Genomic DNA, 18,469 nt, shown 5'->3' with positions numbered 1-18,469 from the left:
GGAGGAACCTATGAAAAGTAAAAAACGAATCTGGATCACTATAGCTATTATTGTCGTATTAGCCGCTGCCGGAGCAACCGCCTATGTTCTCTGGCCCAAAGCACAAGATGAATTAGTTGTTGAACCTACCCCTTCTGTTCCTGTGCAAAAAGGAGAAATTACAGTATTGATCAAAGGGGCTGGTTCAATCAAAGCTACAAGCCAGACGCTTGTCTATGCCGATCATGAAGGAAATATTAATCAGGTAAACGGCAAATTAAATACACGTGTTCAAAAAGGACAGGTCTTGTTCAACTATAAAAATAAAGATAATTCCAAAGATATCACTCAACAAACCAACACCCTGAAGCAACAACAAAGCGATCTTCAAGATAAGCAAGAACAATACAAACAGCTAGTTATGAATAATGCGACTCCAACTGAATTAGATACGGCTCGTCTAGCGATAGAAAAAGGTAAAGACGATATCACTGTTACTGAAACAGAAATCGCGCGTTTACAAAAAGATCAAGCTGCTCCTGCACCGCTGCTTTCCCCAATTAGTGGAACAATCACTAAGATGAGTGTCGCTCCCGGCGGAGCAGTCAGTAGTGGCGCAGAAGCATTTACTATTGTTGATTATCAAGATTTGAGCGCTACAATTCAGGTCGATGAATTAGATGTTCTTAAAATTCACGACGGATTGAAAGCTACACTTCAGCTAGATGCACTACCCGGCAAAACGTATACTGGCACAGTCTCAATGATCGCAAATGAAGGTTCGATCAAAAATGGTGTTTCTACTTTTGCTGTAACGATTCATTTGGATCAACCGGGCGAGATCAAAGCAGGTATGTCCGCACAGGCTACTATTTTGGTCGAACAGAAAAAAAATATTCTTGTAGTACCCATCGAATCGGTTATTCAACAAGGTGACCAATATGTAGTTCAAAAAGCAAGAGTATCAGCAGGTACACAAAATGCGCAACCTGATGCTACGACCGAACAGAAAGTAACGATCGGGATTCATGATGATAGTCAAATTGAGATTAAAAGTGGTCTAAAAGAAGGCGATCTAATCGTGATCCCATCCAGTGATATGAGCGGGCTTGGTACCTCTGCACCAGATAGCAGTATGTCTGGTGCAGGTGGCTTGGATGACAGTAGTTCGACGACAGCTTCGGATAGTGGTTCAACTGACAGTAATGCAACAGACAGCAGTACTTCAACAGATAATAGTAATACTACCGATACAAATACGAGTACATCTAGTGATAGCTCGTCTACAGGTGGTGGCACTCCATGAATAAGGAGCCACTGATACAGATCAGTCATATGAATCATGGCTATATGATGGCAGGACAGCAGATGCCTATTTTGCAAGATATCTCTATGACGGTGAATCATGGTGAATTTGTAGCGATTATTGGCCCTTCGGGGTCAGGCAAGTCTACTTTGATGAATATGATAGGATGCTTGGATCTGCCTAATAGCGGAGAATATATACTAGATGGTCAAAATGTACGCAAAACATCTGATAATCGACTTGCCAAAATTCGTAACGAAAAAATCGGTTTTATTTTTCAAAGTTTTAATCTATTGCCCAAATTATCAGCGATTGAAAATGTAGAGCTTCCATTAATCTATCGTGGATTGTCTTATCGAGAACGTAAAAAAAGAGCAAGTCAGGCGTTAGAACAAGTAGGATTACATGAACGGATGTATCATCGTCCCAATCAATTATCCGGCGGACAACAGCAACGTGTCGCAATAGCACGTGCTCTTGCTGGTGATCCGCCTTTATTGCTAGCAGATGAACCGACAGGTGCTTTGGATACGAATACAGGGAAAGAAGTTATGCAGATGATCAAAAGTCTGAATGAACAAGGGCATACGATTATTTTGATTACCCATGATCTGGATATCGCCGATCAAGCCAAACGTGTTATTCGTATTCAAAATGGCATTTTGACAGAAGATCGGAGGAATGAGTAATGATCTTTTTTCAAAGTGTACGTATGGCATTACTTAGTGTAATCAGCAATAAAATCCGCTCTTTTTTGACGATGTTAGGCATTATTATTGGAGTATCTTCGGTCATTCTAGTTGTCTCTGTGGGTATGAGCTTTAACGGGCAGATTAGTGATCAATTTGGAGATATGGGCACCAATCTACTATCTGTTAATGTGATGGGACGCGGAGTGACCAGTTCACTGACATATGAGGAAGTCATTGCTTATAACCAGTTAAAAGGTGTATCCGGTGTATCCCCTACCCTTTCAGGCAATGTCACTGCCAAAAATCGCAATAACAATGTCGATGTTTCCTTAGAAGGTGTAACTCCTGCGTATGAGCATGTCAAAGACTTTCATGTACAATCCGGACGATTTGTTCTTAATATTGATAGCCAGTACCGACAAAAGATAGCTGTGATCGGTTCATCTACTGCTACCACTTTATTTGGCACTGAAAATCCAGTCGGGCATGATATCCGTCTTAATGGAGAAACCTTCAAAATTGTAGGTTTGTTGCAAAGTAAAGGTTCAAGCTTAATGGGCTCCAATGATGAGAAAATTTTAATTCCACTCGCTACCGCAGAACGCTTTTTACAGACAAAAGGCATTCAGACGTTTGAAGTCAAAACTGTGACCGAACAGGATATCCCTACTGTCAAAGCCCTACTTGCAGCTAGCCTTGAACAGAAATTCAAAGATCCTTCAGCATACGATATATTTGATGCTCAAGAAATGATCAAATCTATGGAAAAAACCAATGCATTGATGTCAGCATCTCTAGCAGGGATTGCAGGGATTTCACTGATTGTAGGTGGAATCGGCATTATGAATATTATGATTGTATCGGTAAATGAACGGACGCGTGAGATCGGTATTCGCAAAGCGATTGGTGCTAAAAAGAGTAATATTTTGATCCAATTTATCATCGAATCGATATTTCTCAGTACACTTGGAGGATTGCTTGGTATCGGGGTAGGACTTGGATTGGTCTGGGTGGCTGGTAAATTTACACCGTTTCCGATTCAATATGCATGGAATATGGTTACGATCTCATTTGCATTTTCATTTGTGATCGGTGTTATATTCGGAATTATTCCTGCCAATAAAGCTGCACGATTACGACCTATTTATGCGCTTCGTACAGATTAAATGCTACAATACATTCGTAATCACTTATCTATTATCGAAGGAGTACGTGGTATGACTATTAAACAACGCCTGATCATTTCTAACATTTTGATGATTGTCATACCTGTACTAATTTCAGCGATTATTATCGGAGCCGGACAATATTTATCTTACCAGTATTGGAAAACGAAATACGATAATGAAAGCTCTATCTACGATGTACCGGAGAAAATCACTTCTGTTGCGACAGAACTTATTCAACATCCTCAAAAGCAGAAAACAAATGAAAAACAGCAACTAGAAGATTATTTGCAAAAGCATTCGATGAGACTGACAGTGCACGATTATAATACGCATACACCTCTGTTAAATATGGGGAAACTGACGATCGATGCTAATGATAAAATGATGACAGCGATCTGGTCTTTGAACGGAGAAGGTAGTATCTACCTTTCTGAAGAAGATGTGTATAGCAAAAAAGTAACTGTAAATGATCAAACGTATGTCATTTCAACATTTGATTCGTTTCATGAAAATGCTACGAATGATGATAGTTACTACAGCCGATATCAGATGTTAATTACGCTGTTTATGATCTTATTTGGCATTGGGATTATTGTCACTATCTTTTTTACTAATCGCTTTCTGACTTATTTTGTGTTCAAGCGAATCAGTCAACCGCTCAATACATTGGTAGCAGGTGTTCAGCAGATTCGAGATGGTAACTTAGATACACGTATTCAATATGAGAGCAAAGATGAATTTGCCGCGATCTGTCATGATTTTAATGATATGGCATTGCAGTTAAAACAATCGATGCAATTAATTCAGCGTCAAGAAGAAAGCCGTAAAGAACTACTGGCTAGTATCTCACATGATCTACGCTCTCCACTCACTTCGATTCGTGCTTATTCAGAAGGGCTTCTCGATGGAGTGGCTAATACACCGGAAGCTCAACATAAATACATTACTATGATACAGACCAAAGCAAGAGATATTGACCGGATGGTTGCCAAAATCTTTCTATTTTCCAAAATGGATCTAGGTAATTATCCATACGATCCTGAGCTGCTAGATGTGAATTATGAATTAGAATCACTTGTCAAAGCAACAGCTGAAGAATATCGTAGTAAAGGTCTGTATATCACCACGTCATTTTCACATCAGAAAGCTAGAATTTTTGCAGATCAATTGCAGTTAGATAGCGTATTTACCAATATCGTCGAAAATAGCTTAAAGTACAAGCACAAAGAGCGTGGATGGGTTCATATAGAGACCAATGTAGATGATGATCAGATCACTATTTGTATCACCGACGATGGTCCCGGTGTTCCTGATCAGTCATTGCCTCAACTGTTTGATCTATTTTATCGTAGTGATCCTTCGCGTAATAATCCTAATAAAGGTAGCGGGCTTGGCTTAGCGATCACTGCCAAAGCTGTGGAACGCATGGGTGGAACGATTCGGGCAATGCATGCACCTTCAGGCGGTTTGCAGATTAAGATTCAGCTTCCATTGATTAATCAGGAGGAAGTACAATGAGAAAAATACTAATTATAGAAGATGATGAAGCGATCGCATCAATTGAACGGGATTATCTCGAAATCAATCACTTTGCAGTGGAGATAGCCGATAATGGACTTACCGGTGCAGAAAAAGCGTTATCTGAACCTTATGATCTAATTTTGCTGGATCTTATGCTACCGGGTGAAGATGGATTTTCTGTATGTCGCCGTTTGCGTGAAAAGCTAGATATTCCTATTCTTATGGTTACTGCCAAGCAAGAAGATATTGATAAGATTCGCGGATTAGGATTAGGTGCGGATGACTATATTGTCAAACCATTTTCTCCTAATGAATTAGTAGCGCGAGTAAAGTCCAATCTAGCTCAATATGATCGGATAAAAGGAAAACCTGATCGTCATGGGAATAGTCATATTGAAATAGGTTCTTTTGTGATTAATATGCAAGCTCACCGGGTCTATCTAAACGGCAAAGAACTAGAGTTGAAGAAAAAAGAATTTGATCTGCTCCACTTTCTGATCGTAAATGCTAACAATGTATTCAGTAAAGAAACGTTATATGAGCGTATATGGGGTTTTGAATCGATTGGTGATAATGCGACTGTAGCTGTTCATATCAATCGACTACGCGAAAAAACAGAAGAAGATCCTAGTAACCCTCGCTATATTCAGACAGTATGGGGTGTGGGCTATCGCTTTCAGCCTTGAATGTAGTCAATCAAATCAAGTGTAGTTTATACCAAAAAGGAGCAGTCATCATTGAAGATGTCTGCTCCTTTTTTTAGGTAAGAGATTTAAGATAAGCGATTTGACTTTGCAAAAATCAGTATTGATTGTATTGGTAAAATTCCGCTTTGATCCACGCTTTAGGTACCCAACACGTAGACATAGAGTCTTATTTAAAGATACTGACGTTCACCTGTTTGTGCAGATTTTTGTATCGCATCGATTAATTGATGTACTTTGACTGCATCTGCAAAATTCGATGTCAACGATGTTCCTTCTTGAAGATCTTGAGCAAATGCACGATACACTTGAGCGATATTTAGCACTGGAGTATCATCTCGCAGAGAATCCGGTACAGAATAATAGTCATCAGGAACTGTTAACTCTTGTAGCTCGGCATCAGCAGAATTGGCTCCTAATAATTCATGTGCTCCAAATTGAATCGTTTTAGGCGCATATAGAACAATCGTCCCTTGATCACCAAAGATTTCAAGAGTCACCCCTTTTTGATGCTTCACTCCTCCTTGAATATGAATACTCGCTGCTGCTCCATTTGTTAATTTTCCGGTAACGAGGATTTGATCATCTGTTGTTTTCTCAATCATTTGTTGAGTATCTACTAACGCTACTTGAGTGTATTGTTGTGCTGTTGTAGCGGAAAGTTCTGCAAAATCGCCAACCATATAAGTAAACGCATCTATATTATGTCCACCCACGATAGTTAGCAAATTTCCGCCAGATTTGCGATCGAACAAATAAGCAGTCGATTGATCAGCTGTACCGCCCATACCCTCCATAGATACTCTCAATTGAGCAGACAACACTTTTCCTACATATCCTTCTTTCAACAAATCTTTAACATACTTAATCGCAGGAGCTTGTCTTGCTTGTAATCCGATTGCAGTTGGAATCTGATGCTCTGCTACCCATTGTTGCATTTCAATAGCTTCTTCAGTAGTTGACCCTAGTGGCCATTCGCTATAAATAGGCTTTCCAGAAGGAATACTAGCTTTGACCGCATGATAATGCTCTTTTACATTAATACTGACAACTACCATATCCACATCAGGATGTTGTACTAACTCTTCAATTTGATCAAAACCATGAGTAGCTTTAAAAGCTTCAGCACTTTTGGTTGCACTTTCTTTGTTACTTGTAGCTACAGCTGTTAACTCATACTCTTCCAAATGCTGAACTGCGGGAATATGTGTACTATTTGCCCACCCGTTATTTACTGATCCACCGATAATACCTACTTTGATCTTTTTAGTCATTTTTTTATCGCTCCATTTCGAATCATTGAATTAGTAATACCAACAAAAATAGCTTGAGATAGGATAATCTTTGATGACTTTATTACGCTTTAGAGATTTATGTTCGTATTCATATTAGAAATTATTCATAAAAAAGAGTAACTTTATAATAAGTTACTCTCGATTTGTTTCTCAGATTGTTTTTCAAAACTAATTAGTGGGCTAAATATAACATAGTGGAAATTAATGTGCAAATATAGACTCCTATATATACTGCTTATTACTTTTTAGCGTATCCCATTTTATTCATATAACTCATCATATTGGGCAGAATACTTCGTTGTAGATGATCATGAATATGATCGCTCCATCCTTTGACCGTTTTTACAGTGAAAGGCGCTCTGATCGGACGATCTTCATAGTATTTTTTCATTGTGTTATCATAAGTAGATAGTTCTTCTTTGTCTAATGATTCGTATTTATTTTCAAATAACACCATAGATTTCGGTAAGCGTGGTTTGAGTTCTGCTTTCTCTTCTGCTGGAACACCAATACACAATCCTACTACTGGAATAACGTATTTAGGTAATTGCAAAGCTTCAGATAATTTCTCGATATTGAGTTTGACACCGCCAATATATACGCCACCAAGTCCCATAGATTCGGCTGCTGTCAAAGCATTTTGCGCCATAAGTCCAGCATCTACTAAACCAATCGTTAGAAATTCAATATATTCTATATCTACTTCAGGAGCTATTTCATGATTCCGATGAAAGTCTGAACAGAAAACCCAAAACTCGGCTGCTTGCCCGATATAAGGCTGATGACCACAAAGTTCCATTGCTTGTTGGCGAAGCTCTGGATCTGTAACCCGAATAATAGAAACAGCCTGTAACAAGCTAAATGACGATGTTTGAATAGTTGCCTGGAAAATAGCATCTAGTTGTTCCTCGGTTAATGGTTGATTAGTGTACGAACGCACCGATGAATGGTTGTGAAGCAATTCTAATGTTTGATTCAAGTAAGTTCTCTCCTTTAATATTTATTCATATGTTAGACTATTAATTAGCTTACTAACTATACCTGTTATAAAGACTTCTATGCGATCATTTTATCTATAACAGTTTGCATAATAAAATAATCATAAAGTGATATCGTGACGTTGCATAGAGGGCAATTTAGATGTACATAGTACACATGGATGTACTTAAGAATGGAGAGAAAGACGATGAGAGTGTGTAAAGACGGATTTCAAAAAGAATTTATTAATGATCAGACAGATATGTACACCATCGCTTTTACGCAAAATATTTTATCTGGACGATGGAAATATTTTATTTTGTGGTATTTAAAAGGACATACGCGCCGATATTCAGATATCAAAGCGTTTCTAGGTGATCTTTCGCAAGGTTCTTTAAGCAAACAACTGCGTGAATTAGAAAAAGATGGCGTAATCAAACGCAAAGTATATCCTGTAGTTCCACCCAAAGTCGAATATTCACTGACTGATAAAGGAACAGCGCTTATGCCTGTACTGGATGCGATGAATAGCTTTGGCAAAACGTTTGGTGAACAAGCAGATACTATATGAGAGTAACTATTTTCTAGCCAAACGGTTATGATCTCTTTCTTCTATTCACTGCTCCATTATACTTGTGAAAAATCTGCAAAAATTGGAAAAGAAATAGATTATTGTTATCATAAATAAGCAACGGTTCTATTTCTTATACTTTCCAATAGGAGTGATATCGAATGTTACGTATTCTAATTGTTAATTTTCCCGCAGAAGGTCATGTGAATCCAACACTTGGGATCACTCATGCTTTTACATCACGTGGCGATGAGGTTCACTATATTACGACTGAGAAGTTCAGAGATAGATTAGAAGCTGTTGGAGCGATTGTTCATGTTCATACTGATCTGCTTAGAAATGCTTCGATCCGTATAGGTAGCCCCAATGGAATAAATGAATTTTTAAACATTCATATTCAAACTTCGTTACACATTTTAGCGTTAACCGAACAGCTATCACAGACAATGCAATTTGATTTTGTATTTTATGATAAGTTCGGAGCCGGTGAGTTAGTTCGAGATTTCCTGAATATTCCGGGTATTTCCTCGTCTCCATCTTTTTTGATATCTAATGATCAGATGACTAAACGAATTTTTCCAAGTCAAATGGACACTACTTCTCAGCTTTCCGAGAGTATTCAAGCTGGGCTATCACTAATGAAAGAGAAATATAACGTTATGCCTAAAGAAATGGGTCAATTTATGAATAATAACGGTGATCTAAATATTGTTTATACAAGTAAATACTTTCAACGCAATGGCGATCAGTTTGGCGATGAACATCTTTTTATTGGACCTAGTTTTCCAAAGCGTACTGAAAATACGTCATTTCCACTTCATCTTCTTAAAGATCAAAAAGTACTATACATTTCAATGGGAACCGTTCTGGATCACACCGAACAATTCTTTAATACTTGTATCGAAGCTTTTACAGACTTTAACGGTATTGTAGTTATTGCTACAGGTGAGAAAGTTGACGTTACGAAGATCAACCCGGCTCCTGAACATATCATGATTTTACCTTATGTTCCTCAGTTAGAGGTGCTACAACATACCGATGTATTTATTACTCATGGCGGTATGAACAGTGTCAATGAAGGCATCCATTTCAATGTGCCTTTAGTCGTTTTGCCACAAGACAAAGATCAGCCAATGGTCGCTCAGCGCTTAACTGAACTGCAAGCAGGCTACCGTATTACCAAAGATCAGATCAATGTACAATCACTTCAAGAAGCGGTCCAAGAAGTGTTGTCTAATCCACAATACAAAAAAGGTGTACAGAACATTAATGAAAGCTTCCAACACACAGGCGGGCCACAAGAAGCATTAGATCGCATCGATGCTTATCTTCATAACAGACAATTGTAAATGACTTTTTAATCAAAAATCTATATCTGACTTAAATTGATTCTATTTAAAATAATGACCATTCTCCATATCAGTAAATAAAGATGGATGATGGTTTGTCCATCCTAATTGTGACTGTGTTAATGTACTTGAAACAACATTATCGACAGATACAAAACCACCTAACCATCCAAAATGAGCACTGGCTTGTTCTTTTTTGATACTTGATACAGGTACATTTAGATAACGACCGATCGCAGTAGCAATCTCACGAAAAGGTATTCCTTTTTCTCCGACTGCATGGAAGGTAGAACCTGCCGTAGCTTGTTCTAAAGCCAATCTAAATAGGCGTGCTACGTCTAATTGATGTACTGCTGGCCATCGATTAGCTCCGTCTTCTACATAAGCTGATACGCCCTTTTTGCGAGCAATGTCAATCAAAGTCGGTAGTAAACCGCTTTTATCGCCGATGCCGTGTACAAGTGGGGCTATACGAATAACAGAAGAGCGAACTCCTTGGTGTGCGAGTGTTAGCGTTGTTTTCTCTGAAATAATCCGTCCGCCTCCTACTGATTGAGGATCGGACGGATCATTTTCAGTTGCTACGTAACCGGCTTTTAGTGCCATAGTTGGGAACGCCATCACAAGTGATCGATCTTCGCCCGAAAGAGCTTTTCCAAGCGTTTCAATCGCACGTCGATCCGTTTCAGTAGCCATTGCCATAAATCTAGATCCAGCATGACGAGGGTTACCACCTAATATAATCTTTACACGTGTAGATAAGCGAGCATGCGAAAATTTATGAAAAAAAGCGGTATGGATCACTCCATCTGCATGGGCTACTCCTTTACGTAAATCTTCGATACTCTCTACATTGCCTTGTTGCGCTTTGGCTCCAATCGCTGTAAGTTTGCGAGCACCTTCTACGGAACGCACCAGACCTGTTACCTCATGACCGGCTTGAATTAACTCTTGAATCACAGCACTTCCTATAAAACCATTCGCTCCTGTGACAAATACTCGCATCCTATATCCTCCTCATATCATCATGTATTAGATTCCATCTCTACCTTGCTCCCCAAAACACACTCTTTCTGCTTTTAAGTTACTTGTAGTATAGATTGGATATCAGTATGACATTTGCCTATTCTGCGTAAATTCTTGCCTGATTCGCCAGAACGTCTGAAGATACAAAAAAACCTGCAAAGCTAATAGCTGCATGCAGGTTGTATACCAGCTTGAAGTGGTAATAAGTTCGGGCTGGTATTGTAATTGAGCTGTATTCATGTTTACTGGTATATGTTAACGCCATCTGTTGCGATCTCTACTAGGTGGACTACCAAAAAAACGACTGTAATCTCGACTGAATTGTGAATCACTAATATACCCGACCATCCGGCAAGCTGTAATCGCATCCATATGACCAGATAACATCAATCGTCTTGCTTCTTGCAGACGCAAAGCTTTTTGATATTGCAAAGGGCTCATAGAAGTTACTGATTTGAAATGTTCACGAAAAGAAGATTGACTCAAATGCACCATGTCTGCTAATTCAGGAATTTTTAAAGGTTGAGCAAAATGTTCATGAAGCCATCGAACCGCTTTAGCAACACGTTGTACATTAGATTCTACAAAAACAGTCTCAGCTACAAATACACCTATAGGGCTACGAAGAAGTCGTATAAAAATCTCATCTACGATAAGTGGAGCTAGCAATTCACTATCACTAGAACTAGATAAGCAATCCACTAACCGTGCAACTGCATGTATAAATCCTAAATCACCTGGTAGCATATATCCTGGACTTCTTTGGCTCACTTTAGGTAATCCTTGTGGGAATACTTTGGGCACCAATTCAGCAATTCGTTGCGGATTAAGATATATACCCACACCCAGAAAAGGATCAGAGGGGCTAGCTATAATAGTCTTCATCATTACCGGTAAAGCAACAGGAGCTACAAATATTGTAGAACCTCCATATTCAAAAATCTCATTTCCCACTTCAATAACTTTTTTACCTTGTGCAGCGATACCTACTGTCGGCCAATACATCGTATGCGTATAATCTGCTTTTTCGACTTTGGAGTAACGATTAAAATATAAACCTGAAATTCGCTTAGACTCATAACTACCATCTTTATTCGCATGTATTGAGAGTAAGTCTGCTAAGCGTGATGTCTCTACTTCTAGTAATTCGCGACTCTGCGTTGTAGCGTGAATATCTAACATATCCATCGTATCCAATGTCACTCCCAGATAATATGTATTTACTCAAATAGTATAATACAAAAGAAGTACGTACAAACATTATTAATGTTTATACGTACTTCTTTATTTATGAATATGATCGAAAATCTTTTATTTCGTTGTACCTTGACCTAATGTCACTTTAAAAACATTTCCTGCTTGTCCTCCAAACACAATCAATCCATTTTCAGGCAGAATAGCAGATTTTTTAGAAGTGATGATAGAAGATTCTACAACGTTGCCTTTGGCATCATATACAACAAAGCCTGCATTGTTTGGATAATCTACGTTTATTGTTTTGCCTGCTGTATTTTTATTAATTTTGAACCATTTGACATGTCCATTAGAAGCGATCTTGATTGTAGATGATTTGTCTTTAGATAAAGGTGAGATCGCATCTTCTGGGATATATAGTTGTTTGCTTGTTTTTAGATATTCGACCTTATTTTGTTTTACAAATTCAAAATCAAATGTGTCTCTGCCTGTCATAACAGGAATTTGAGCTACATTGACGGCATGATTCTGATCGATGATTTTGTCTCCATTAACATAGCCATTGCTTGCATCTACAGCTAGCGTTTTGGTCAAAATCGATGGCGCTATATAAAAAGCAGAATTAATCTTTTCATCTACCGCATAATAACGTTTACCATCCCGTGCTTTCCATGCTTGTTGTACTGCTGTTGATACTTTATTTTTACTTAATTTTTGGTATTCATAAAAGACCATTGCAGCTTGTCCCAATCCAGGGAAACTTACCGTTGTATTGACTTTAATATACGTTTTTCCATTGGTCTGTTTGTCAAAGCTTATGATAGTACTTCCATCTTTGCTGGTAAATTGTTGTTTACCTGTATACACATACGTCTGAGCAGGTATAATTCCACCTAATATATCAGGTAATTCCATTGTTCCATTTTTGAGTTCCAATTGAATTGTTTTGTCTAATGTGCCATACAATCCAGCATATTGTTTCATTTCAGCCGGCATATTTACTTGCACAGCAGGTTTGAATGTTTGATCAGGTAATATTTTTTTAATTTTGCCTTGATCTTTCAATTCTTCTAACAATAATTGCGTTGCTAATTGCGTATTATATAAAGAAGATCCTCCTGCGGACACAACTGCAGCAGACATATCATAGCCGGGCAAAGAAATCAGATCGGCATGATACATTATAGTATCTCCACCTTTAGATAATGCTTTGATACCATAGTCGCTAAAAGGCGCTAAATTGACAGCATCCCAACCCAGACCATAATTGGTTGTATTTCTTTCTTCAGGCACCCAGATTCCATTGCGATATTCGTCTTTTTGCATCGCTTGAGCAGATTTCTCGGATAAGAGTTCTGGCTTATTGCCCATCAACACATCACCAAATGTCGCTAATTCTTCTGCTGTAGAATAGATACCGCCTGTACCGAGTATATTCGCATTTTCTACAGGCAATGCACTTTCGATTCCTGGAAAGTACGTTTTGGATAGTTGTTTACGATCGAACTGGTCTAACGGTGTATGCGTAGATTTGAATTTCATCGGATCACTAATACGTGTTTTGACAAATTCAGAATAACTCATTCCGCTAACTCGCTCTACTAACACCTCAAGTAACTGAAAACTATCGTTACTGTAGACAGAAAATGCGCCTGGATCGGCTTTGAGATGTTCGGTTTGTAATTCTTTTAGCAAGTTATCATAGTTCTGAGTATCATTATCGTCAAATAAAATACTGTTATGATAATGAGATCCGTATAATCCCGAAGAATGATTTAGCAAAGTACGAGGTGTGATTTTGGTATAACGCTCGTCTGCCATTTTAAAATCAGGAATATACGTAGTTAATGGTTGATCAATATCTATTTTACCTGCATCTACCAGCATCATCACTGCGGAAGAAACATACATTTTACTGACAGAACCTATTCCAAACATCGTATCCGGTGTGATTTTTTCTTTGGTTGCCTGGTTTTTGATACCTGCATGACCGGATAGAATCACTTTGCCATGATCAACGATAGCATATTGGACAGCACTTGCTCCGTAATCTGTCACGACTGTCGTTGCCCATTGCTTCGCTTTTTCTTCTGGAGATAGATTGGAATGACTTTCCTGTGCAAAAGATGAAGTCATCGGTACAACGGTTAATACAGCAGCTAATAGTAAGCTTCCTATCTTTTTCATTATATAATTCCTCCCTTGAAAGTGTTCAAATATAATCACTATCTGCATCTTACATGGAAATAGTCGAATCCTCTTCAAAAAGGGCTGAAACGAAAAAAACAATCCCTCAACGACATGAGAGATTGTTGGTTGTGTACTTTTTTTATTGAAAAGGCAGAATAACCATATTATTAAAAACTTGGTGTTTTCGTTCGATTGTCATATTCCCACCGTATTTGTTACAGATTCGATCAATATTCGTCAGCCCGATTCCATGAAACTCTGGATTCGATTTTTGGCTTTGCACCTGCCCTGCACCTTGTACCATATGATTCAAAATATGAATAGAAAGGTGAGAATCCGTCGATTGGATCTTGATCAATATATAACGATCTTCAGCGATATTGATCTTTTTGGAAGCTTCAATAGCATTGTCTAACATATTGCCTAGCACTACACAGAGATCATACCGTTCAATCTGGATATGTTGAGAATACAGTTGCAATTGTGTATCGATCTGAATGCCATTGGCTTGACCGATATTAAGCGCATTGGTCACTAACGCATCTACAACCAAATTGCCTGTGTTCACCCGCTGATAAGCATCTTCAACCTTATTTAGCGTGGTATGGATATGCTTTTTAGCTTCATCTAACTCATTTTTTTCGATACATTGTTCAATATACAGAAATTGTTGATGGGTATCATGAATAATTCGCTTAATCTGCTTAAAGCTATGCACAGTTTTCTCATAATTCGCATCTTGATAATCCATCTGATCTTGCAATTGTATATTTTCGTGCATCAATTGAAATTTCTCGATCATATTATCTAATATATAAATAATAAACACATTCAAAAAAAGAAAGCTAAAAATCGAGATAAAGTAATACACATTTCTTTCACTATACATCGATAATACATTGACCTGATAAATACTAATCGCCGGGATCGTAAGGAAAAGTAGATAATATCGATAATGCAAAGGAAAACTTCTACGCTTCACAATAAATCGAATAATCAGAATAATCACAAACATGATTAAGCAACTTAGCAGTATACTTTTGGATAAAATAACATACTCTTCAATAGCCACAGGATTAGAAGTTCCTAGATCTGTAGCATTAAATGGATACAAAATGTACAGTGAAATAAAATTAACTAATGTGAGCAAAACTGCGTACAAAATCGAAAAAACAATCTTCTTCTTTAGTTCAGTCTGGTAAGGAATCGATAATACAAAAATAACGATCAAAGCCAACACTGAAGAAAATACAGAAGATGTATATGAATTTAAATAAAAGAAATCAAGCACACCAAATAAGATCAAATACACCCAATGGTTAGAGCCGCGGTGTCCTTTGCCAAAAACAGCATTGAAATAAAAATTAATTTGAAATCCCATCACCAGTACAATACAAGCATTCAGCAATAATAGTTGAGTTTCCATCTATTCATACATACCTGTAATCATAAATTTGGTATACACGTCTTTCACTTCTTTTACTTTGGAACGTCCAATCGGTAACTCTACTCCATTAGACATTAGAACCATGCCTCCTGCAAACTTTTTAACATGAAGCAAGTTGATAATAATCGATCGATGAATTTGTAAAAAATGATATTGTTTTAATGCAGTAGCATAGTTAGAAATAATGCCCTTGGTTGTGTGAGTCTGCTGAAGAGTGACAACATGCAGTTTGTTTTTCATCGTTAAACTTTTGACAGCTTCAATCGAAATAATATCGTCGTATTTCAATACAACTTCTTCATAATCGGATTTGATAATCAAAATTCGTTTATCTAACGACTGAAAATACTGACAAACTTTAAGGATCTTTTCTTCAAACGTAGACACAGCAATTGGCTTGAGTAAATACTGAAAAGTCACTACATCAAAGCTTTCGATCATATAATCTGGATAACTGGTAAGAAACACAATTTGTTCATCCAGATGTTTGAGGTCTCTAATCTTCTGAGCTGTCTGGATTCCGTTAATACCGCCCATTTCTATATCCAAAATCAAAATATGAAAAGGTTGTTGGTTATTCTCATAATAAGAGACTAATGATTCACCAGATTCAAAATAGTCGATCTCAAAATCGATACTGGTTTTCATAGATAATGTCATCAACATATGTTGGACAAGTTCTCTTTGTTGCTGATCATCATCGCAGATCGCCACTCTATACGTCATTCATCAATACTCCATTTCTATCTTTTGATCCTTTTTTTCTATTATCAATTGATTGTATTCGACAAGTTCTTGCTCTAGCTGACGAATACTTTGTAATTTGCTCCAGATTCGTTCTACCATTTGTTGCCGCTTTTCGCCTTCTACATATTGACTTTTTAGTGCCATGTTAGAGACTAATTTCCAGCGTTGTGCTACATATTGATACTTTTCGATCAACCGTTCTAACGATAGATCATAAGATATACCTTGCTCTAGAAAATAAGTGAACAAATATCGATTATTGCTCATTCGAGATAGATCTTGATACATCTGCTCTACATATTCATCTGTCAGCATATTGATATCTGATAAACAGTTATGAATATGATCAATATACCGATCCAGTGCTTGTAATCCAGTATAAGCATTGCTTACAGGTTGTCCGTGATCTGTTGTAATCATATGCAAATACTTACTTTGCATAACGTTCAGATTCATTTGGATTACATCGTGAATATCTTTTTCGGTTACTTCTATAGTTGCTTGAGTACTATCCACCACATTATAGACATAATGAGTTCCTTCTTCAATCATTTCTGTCTGTCTAAGATCAAGCGCATTGATTAATGTCTGTTCATCAATCGTATTTTTGAGATGGTAAAATTCATCAATAAATTCAAATTGTTCATCTGCATACTCTACTAATAACAAACAATGAGCAAAGTGACGTAGTTGATACAATGAATTATATTTCATATCAAAAACATCCAACCAGACAATAACAGGCTCTCCTTGAATAAGCAGTTGCTTGATATGTTGTACGACTGCTGTTTTATTATTTTCACGATAAATCTGAAGCTTAATCCGGTGAATCCATTGTAAATCATTCTCGGTAGCCATATAGATTGGAGATAATCGACCTTGCACTTCTTCTTTCGGCTCCGTGTAAACGATTCCACATTGTTTCCAGACACTACAAAACTCGGGCACATTTTGATAGGCTAGAATACTGCTCACACATAAGGTAAAACAATCTTCACCGTCTTTAGGTTCAGGTCGTGGCTGCATATTCATGTTTATTCTCCTTTTTGTAATGTTATCGAGAATATATGCATACAAGGATTATCCGGCAATACGATCCTGTTCATATGAAGAGGATGTTCAAATGATAACGTTTGCAACCAGATCGTTGTCTGTTTGCTTGTTAAGAGTGCTCCCTTTTGGGTGTAAATGCCACTACAGCGATACACTACTTGTTCTTGATATTTAGGCATATGATCTGTCCAATTGGTCAAAGCGAGAGATGTCTGCTCTACCAACGTATCATTCAAATAGTATTCAATATCTTCTTGATAAGATCCATTATCCGCCGCGCCTAAAATAAACATAGCTGTATAATAGTCGGCTGGAATATCCAATTGTTGATTTTCCAATTCGATATTATTAAAAGTCGATTGAGCATCGGGAAATAAAAATGGAATCTCTTCGATAATTACATCTGTTTGGTTAGGTATTTCATCTCCAGGATAGGACGAACCGAATGTCGTAAAATTGCCGATTCGTTGTTCTAATTCATAACTAAATCCGTTGTTATTATAATAAGTAGATAAAGGTAATGGATAATACTTTGCCAATCAAATCACCTCTATAATATTTTATTTTATGTAATTATATTCCAATTAATTCGAATATTACGTTATTTTATAGCGATAGTCAATCTTATCGTTATCTCATCATCTAGTTCAATCTAGCACAGCAAAAAAAGGAGTACAGCAACATATGCTGTACTCCTTTTTTACTTGTTATATAGGTTTAATTAAGATTGTTTAACAAGGCGAGACATAGCGTTGATCATACCAGAATGTGAACTTTCATGCATAGTGTTCAATTCCAATAGATTGCCAACTGTTTCTGCTTTGGCAAAGTTTTCTTTATTCGCAACAGGTTCATTTGTCTGACCAGCAAACGTTTCACGTAACGATTGTGTTTGTTTTGCAAATACATCAAGCAACTCTTCCCAAGCTGGCGCTTCAGTTGTCCAGTCCGCAGGCTTTGTTCCTGGTCCAAAAAAGGTTCTGTACTCCGCAGGTATTTGAGACGCGTGACCAGCGAACCCAAGTACAATCGCATCTGCGATAACAATAACATGTCCCAGTTGCCAGTGAATATTATTATTAAATCCGGTTGGAACAATAGAACGTTGTTCTGGAGTCAACTCCGCCGTATAGCCAAGAATACTTTTACGTGTTCTTTCAAATAATCCAAATATAAATAAGTCTGACATGTTGATCCTCCTAATAAAATCTAATGTAGTCTTAGTTCGATGTAATCTGAGATAAAATG

The 18,469-nt window shown here is 37.5% G+C and carries 17 protein-coding genes; 7 read left to right on the top strand and 10 right to left on the bottom strand.

Features of this window, described 5'->3' with window-relative positions; translation table 11 throughout:
- Positions 1–10 precede the first annotated feature (10 nt).
- From QCD85_RS08300 to QCD85_RS08280, 5 genes are read left to right on the top strand one after another with little or no spacing between them, the layout of a single operon-like run.
- A complete protein-coding gene (locus QCD85_RS08300) occupies positions 11–1,285 on the top strand; it encodes an efflux RND transporter periplasmic adaptor subunit (RefSeq protein WP_301262266.1) in 1,275 nt (424 codons plus the stop codon).
- Complete coding sequence (locus tag QCD85_RS08295) at positions 1,282–1,974, top strand: ABC transporter ATP-binding protein (protein WP_274170008.1); 693 nt, start codon at positions 1,282–1,284, stop codon at positions 1,972–1,974. Before QCD85_RS08300 ends, QCD85_RS08295 begins: the two co-directional genes overlap by 4 nt.
- Positions 1,974–3,143 carry an ABC transporter permease gene (locus tag QCD85_RS08290; protein ID WP_301262265.1) on the top strand — a complete coding sequence of 390 codons (1,170 nt, stop codon included), beginning with the start codon at positions 1,974–1,976 and terminating at the stop codon, positions 3,141–3,143. Before QCD85_RS08295 ends, QCD85_RS08290 begins: the two co-directional genes overlap by 1 nt.
- Positions 3,144–3,194: 51 nt before the next feature.
- Entirely contained in the window at positions 3,195–4,664 is a 1,470-nt protein-coding gene (locus QCD85_RS08285) for a sensor histidine kinase (RefSeq protein ID WP_301262264.1), read from the top strand.
- A complete protein-coding gene (locus QCD85_RS08280) occupies positions 4,661–5,353 on the top strand; it encodes a response regulator transcription factor (protein WP_274170011.1) in 693 nt (230 codons plus the stop codon). The genes QCD85_RS08285 and QCD85_RS08280 overlap by 4 nt, the downstream gene beginning before the upstream one ends.
- Before the next feature lie 191 nt (positions 5,354–5,544).
- Here the strand turns inward: QCD85_RS08280 and QCD85_RS08275 are convergent, their stop codons facing one another.
- Together QCD85_RS08275 and nfsA are read right to left on the bottom strand one after the other, a co-directional pair.
- A complete protein-coding gene (locus QCD85_RS08275; RefSeq protein WP_301262263.1) occupies positions 5,545–6,645 on the bottom strand; it encodes a Gfo/Idh/MocA family protein in 1,101 nt (366 codons plus the stop codon).
- A 259-nt stretch (positions 6,646–6,904) separates the two neighbouring features.
- On the bottom strand, positions 6,905–7,645 hold the full coding sequence (gene nfsA / locus QCD85_RS08270) for an oxygen-insensitive NADPH nitroreductase (protein ID WP_301262262.1): 741 nt from the start codon (positions 7,643–7,645) through the stop codon (positions 6,905–6,907).
- A gap of 207 nt (positions 7,646–7,852) precedes the next feature.
- Here nfsA and QCD85_RS08265 point away from each other — a divergent pair, with 207 nt between their 5' ends.
- Together QCD85_RS08265 and QCD85_RS08260 are read left to right on the top strand one after the other, a co-directional pair.
- Complete coding sequence (locus tag QCD85_RS08265; protein ID WP_301262261.1) at positions 7,853–8,215, top strand: winged helix-turn-helix transcriptional regulator; 363 nt, start codon at positions 7,853–7,855, stop codon at positions 8,213–8,215.
- A gap of 161 nt (positions 8,216–8,376) precedes the next feature.
- The gene (locus QCD85_RS08260; RefSeq protein ID WP_301262260.1) at positions 8,377–9,564 is read left to right on the top strand and encodes a macrolide family glycosyltransferase; all 1,188 of its coding nucleotides are present in this window, start codon (positions 8,377–8,379) and stop codon (positions 9,562–9,564) included.
- 42 nt (positions 9,565–9,606) lie between these two features.
- On the opposite strand, the gene QCD85_RS08255 is transcribed toward QCD85_RS08260, so the two are convergent.
- From QCD85_RS08255 to QCD85_RS08220, 8 genes are all read right to left on the bottom strand, one after another.
- A complete protein-coding gene (locus tag QCD85_RS08255) occupies positions 9,607–10,569 on the bottom strand; it encodes an SDR family oxidoreductase (protein WP_301262259.1) in 963 nt (320 codons plus the stop codon).
- 276 nt (positions 10,570–10,845) lie between these two features.
- A complete protein-coding gene (locus QCD85_RS08250) occupies positions 10,846–11,778 on the bottom strand; it encodes an AraC family transcriptional regulator (protein WP_301262489.1) in 933 nt (310 codons plus the stop codon).
- A 123-nt stretch (positions 11,779–11,901) separates the two neighbouring features.
- Positions 11,902–13,971: a serine hydrolase domain-containing protein gene (locus QCD85_RS08245; protein ID WP_301262258.1), complete on the bottom strand. Its 2,070-nt coding sequence runs from the start codon at positions 13,969–13,971 to the stop codon at positions 11,902–11,904.
- A 142-nt stretch (positions 13,972–14,113) separates the two neighbouring features.
- Positions 14,114–15,400: a sensor histidine kinase gene (locus QCD85_RS08240; protein WP_301262257.1), complete on the bottom strand. Its 1,287-nt coding sequence runs from the start codon at positions 15,398–15,400 to the stop codon at positions 14,114–14,116.
- The gene (locus QCD85_RS08235; RefSeq protein ID WP_273616157.1) at positions 15,401–16,147 is read right to left on the bottom strand and encodes a LytR/AlgR family response regulator transcription factor; all 747 of its coding nucleotides are present in this window, start codon (positions 16,145–16,147) and stop codon (positions 15,401–15,403) included.
- Positions 16,148–16,150: 3 nt separating this feature from the next.
- The gene (locus tag QCD85_RS08230; protein WP_301262256.1) at positions 16,151–17,200 is read right to left on the bottom strand and encodes a BtrH N-terminal domain-containing protein; all 1,050 of its coding nucleotides are present in this window, start codon (positions 17,198–17,200) and stop codon (positions 16,151–16,153) included.
- A 2-nt stretch (positions 17,201–17,202) separates the two neighbouring features.
- Positions 17,203–17,760, bottom strand: a complete 558-nt coding sequence (locus tag QCD85_RS08225) for a hypothetical protein (protein WP_273616155.1) — start codon at positions 17,758–17,760, stop codon at positions 17,203–17,205.
- 182 nt (positions 17,761–17,942) lie between these two features.
- Positions 17,943–18,410: a DinB family protein gene (locus tag QCD85_RS08220; protein ID WP_301262255.1), complete on the bottom strand. Its 468-nt coding sequence runs from the start codon at positions 18,408–18,410 to the stop codon at positions 17,943–17,945.
- Between the last annotated feature and the right edge of the window lie 59 nt (positions 18,411–18,469).

The sequence above is a fragment of the Paenibacillus sp. PsM32 genome (assembly GCF_030433815.1).
Classification (GTDB): domain Bacteria; phylum Bacillota; class Bacilli; order Paenibacillales; family Paenibacillaceae; genus Saccharibacillus; species Saccharibacillus kyungheensis.
Note: the sequence above shows the minus strand (reverse complement) of the source record. Positions and strands in the feature narration are given on the sequence as shown.

Bases quoted from the DNA above. Each gene is read 5' to 3' on its own strand.
- QCD85_RS08300 (WP_301262266.1), top strand. From the start codon at position 11: ATGAAAAGTAAAAAACGAATCTGGATCACTATAGCTATTATTGTCGTA.
- QCD85_RS08295 (WP_274170008.1), top strand. From the start codon at position 1,282: ATGAATAAGGAGCCACTGATACAGATCAGTCATATGAATCATGGCTAT.
- QCD85_RS08290 (WP_301262265.1), top strand. From the start codon at position 1,974: ATGATCTTTTTTCAAAGTGTACGTATGGCATTACTTAGTGTAATCAGC.
- QCD85_RS08285 (WP_301262264.1), top strand. From the start codon at position 3,195: ATGACTATTAAACAACGCCTGATCATTTCTAACATTTTGATGATTGTC.
- QCD85_RS08280 (WP_274170011.1), top strand. From the start codon at position 4,661: ATGAGAAAAATACTAATTATAGAAGATGATGAAGCGATCGCATCAATT.
- QCD85_RS08275 (WP_301262263.1), bottom strand. From the start codon at position 6,645: ATGACTAAAAAGATCAAAGTAGGTATTATCGGTGGATCAGTAAATAAC.
- QCD85_RS08265 (WP_301262261.1), top strand. From the start codon at position 7,853: ATGAGAGTGTGTAAAGACGGATTTCAAAAAGAATTTATTAATGATCAG.
- QCD85_RS08260 (WP_301262260.1), top strand. From the start codon at position 8,377: ATGTTACGTATTCTAATTGTTAATTTTCCCGCAGAAGGTCATGTGAAT.
- QCD85_RS08255 (WP_301262259.1), bottom strand. From the start codon at position 10,569: ATGCGAGTATTTGTCACAGGAGCGAATGGTTTTATAGGAAGTGCTGTG.
- QCD85_RS08250 (WP_301262489.1), bottom strand. From the start codon at position 11,778: ATGGATATGTTAGATATTCACGCTACAACGCAGAGTCGCGAATTACTA.
- QCD85_RS08245 (WP_301262258.1), bottom strand. From the start codon at position 13,971: ATGAAAAAGATAGGAAGCTTACTATTAGCTGCTGTATTAACCGTTGTA.
- QCD85_RS08240 (WP_301262257.1), bottom strand. From the start codon at position 15,400: ATGGAAACTCAACTATTATTGCTGAATGCTTGTATTGTACTGGTGATG.
- QCD85_RS08235 (WP_273616157.1), bottom strand. From the start codon at position 16,147: ATGACGTATAGAGTGGCGATCTGCGATGATGATCAGCAACAAAGAGAA.
- QCD85_RS08230 (WP_301262256.1), bottom strand. From the start codon at position 17,200: ATGAATATGCAGCCACGACCTGAACCTAAAGACGGTGAAGATTGTTTT.
- QCD85_RS08220 (WP_301262255.1), bottom strand. From the start codon at position 18,410: ATGTCAGACTTATTTATATTTGGATTATTTGAAAGAACACGTAAAAGT.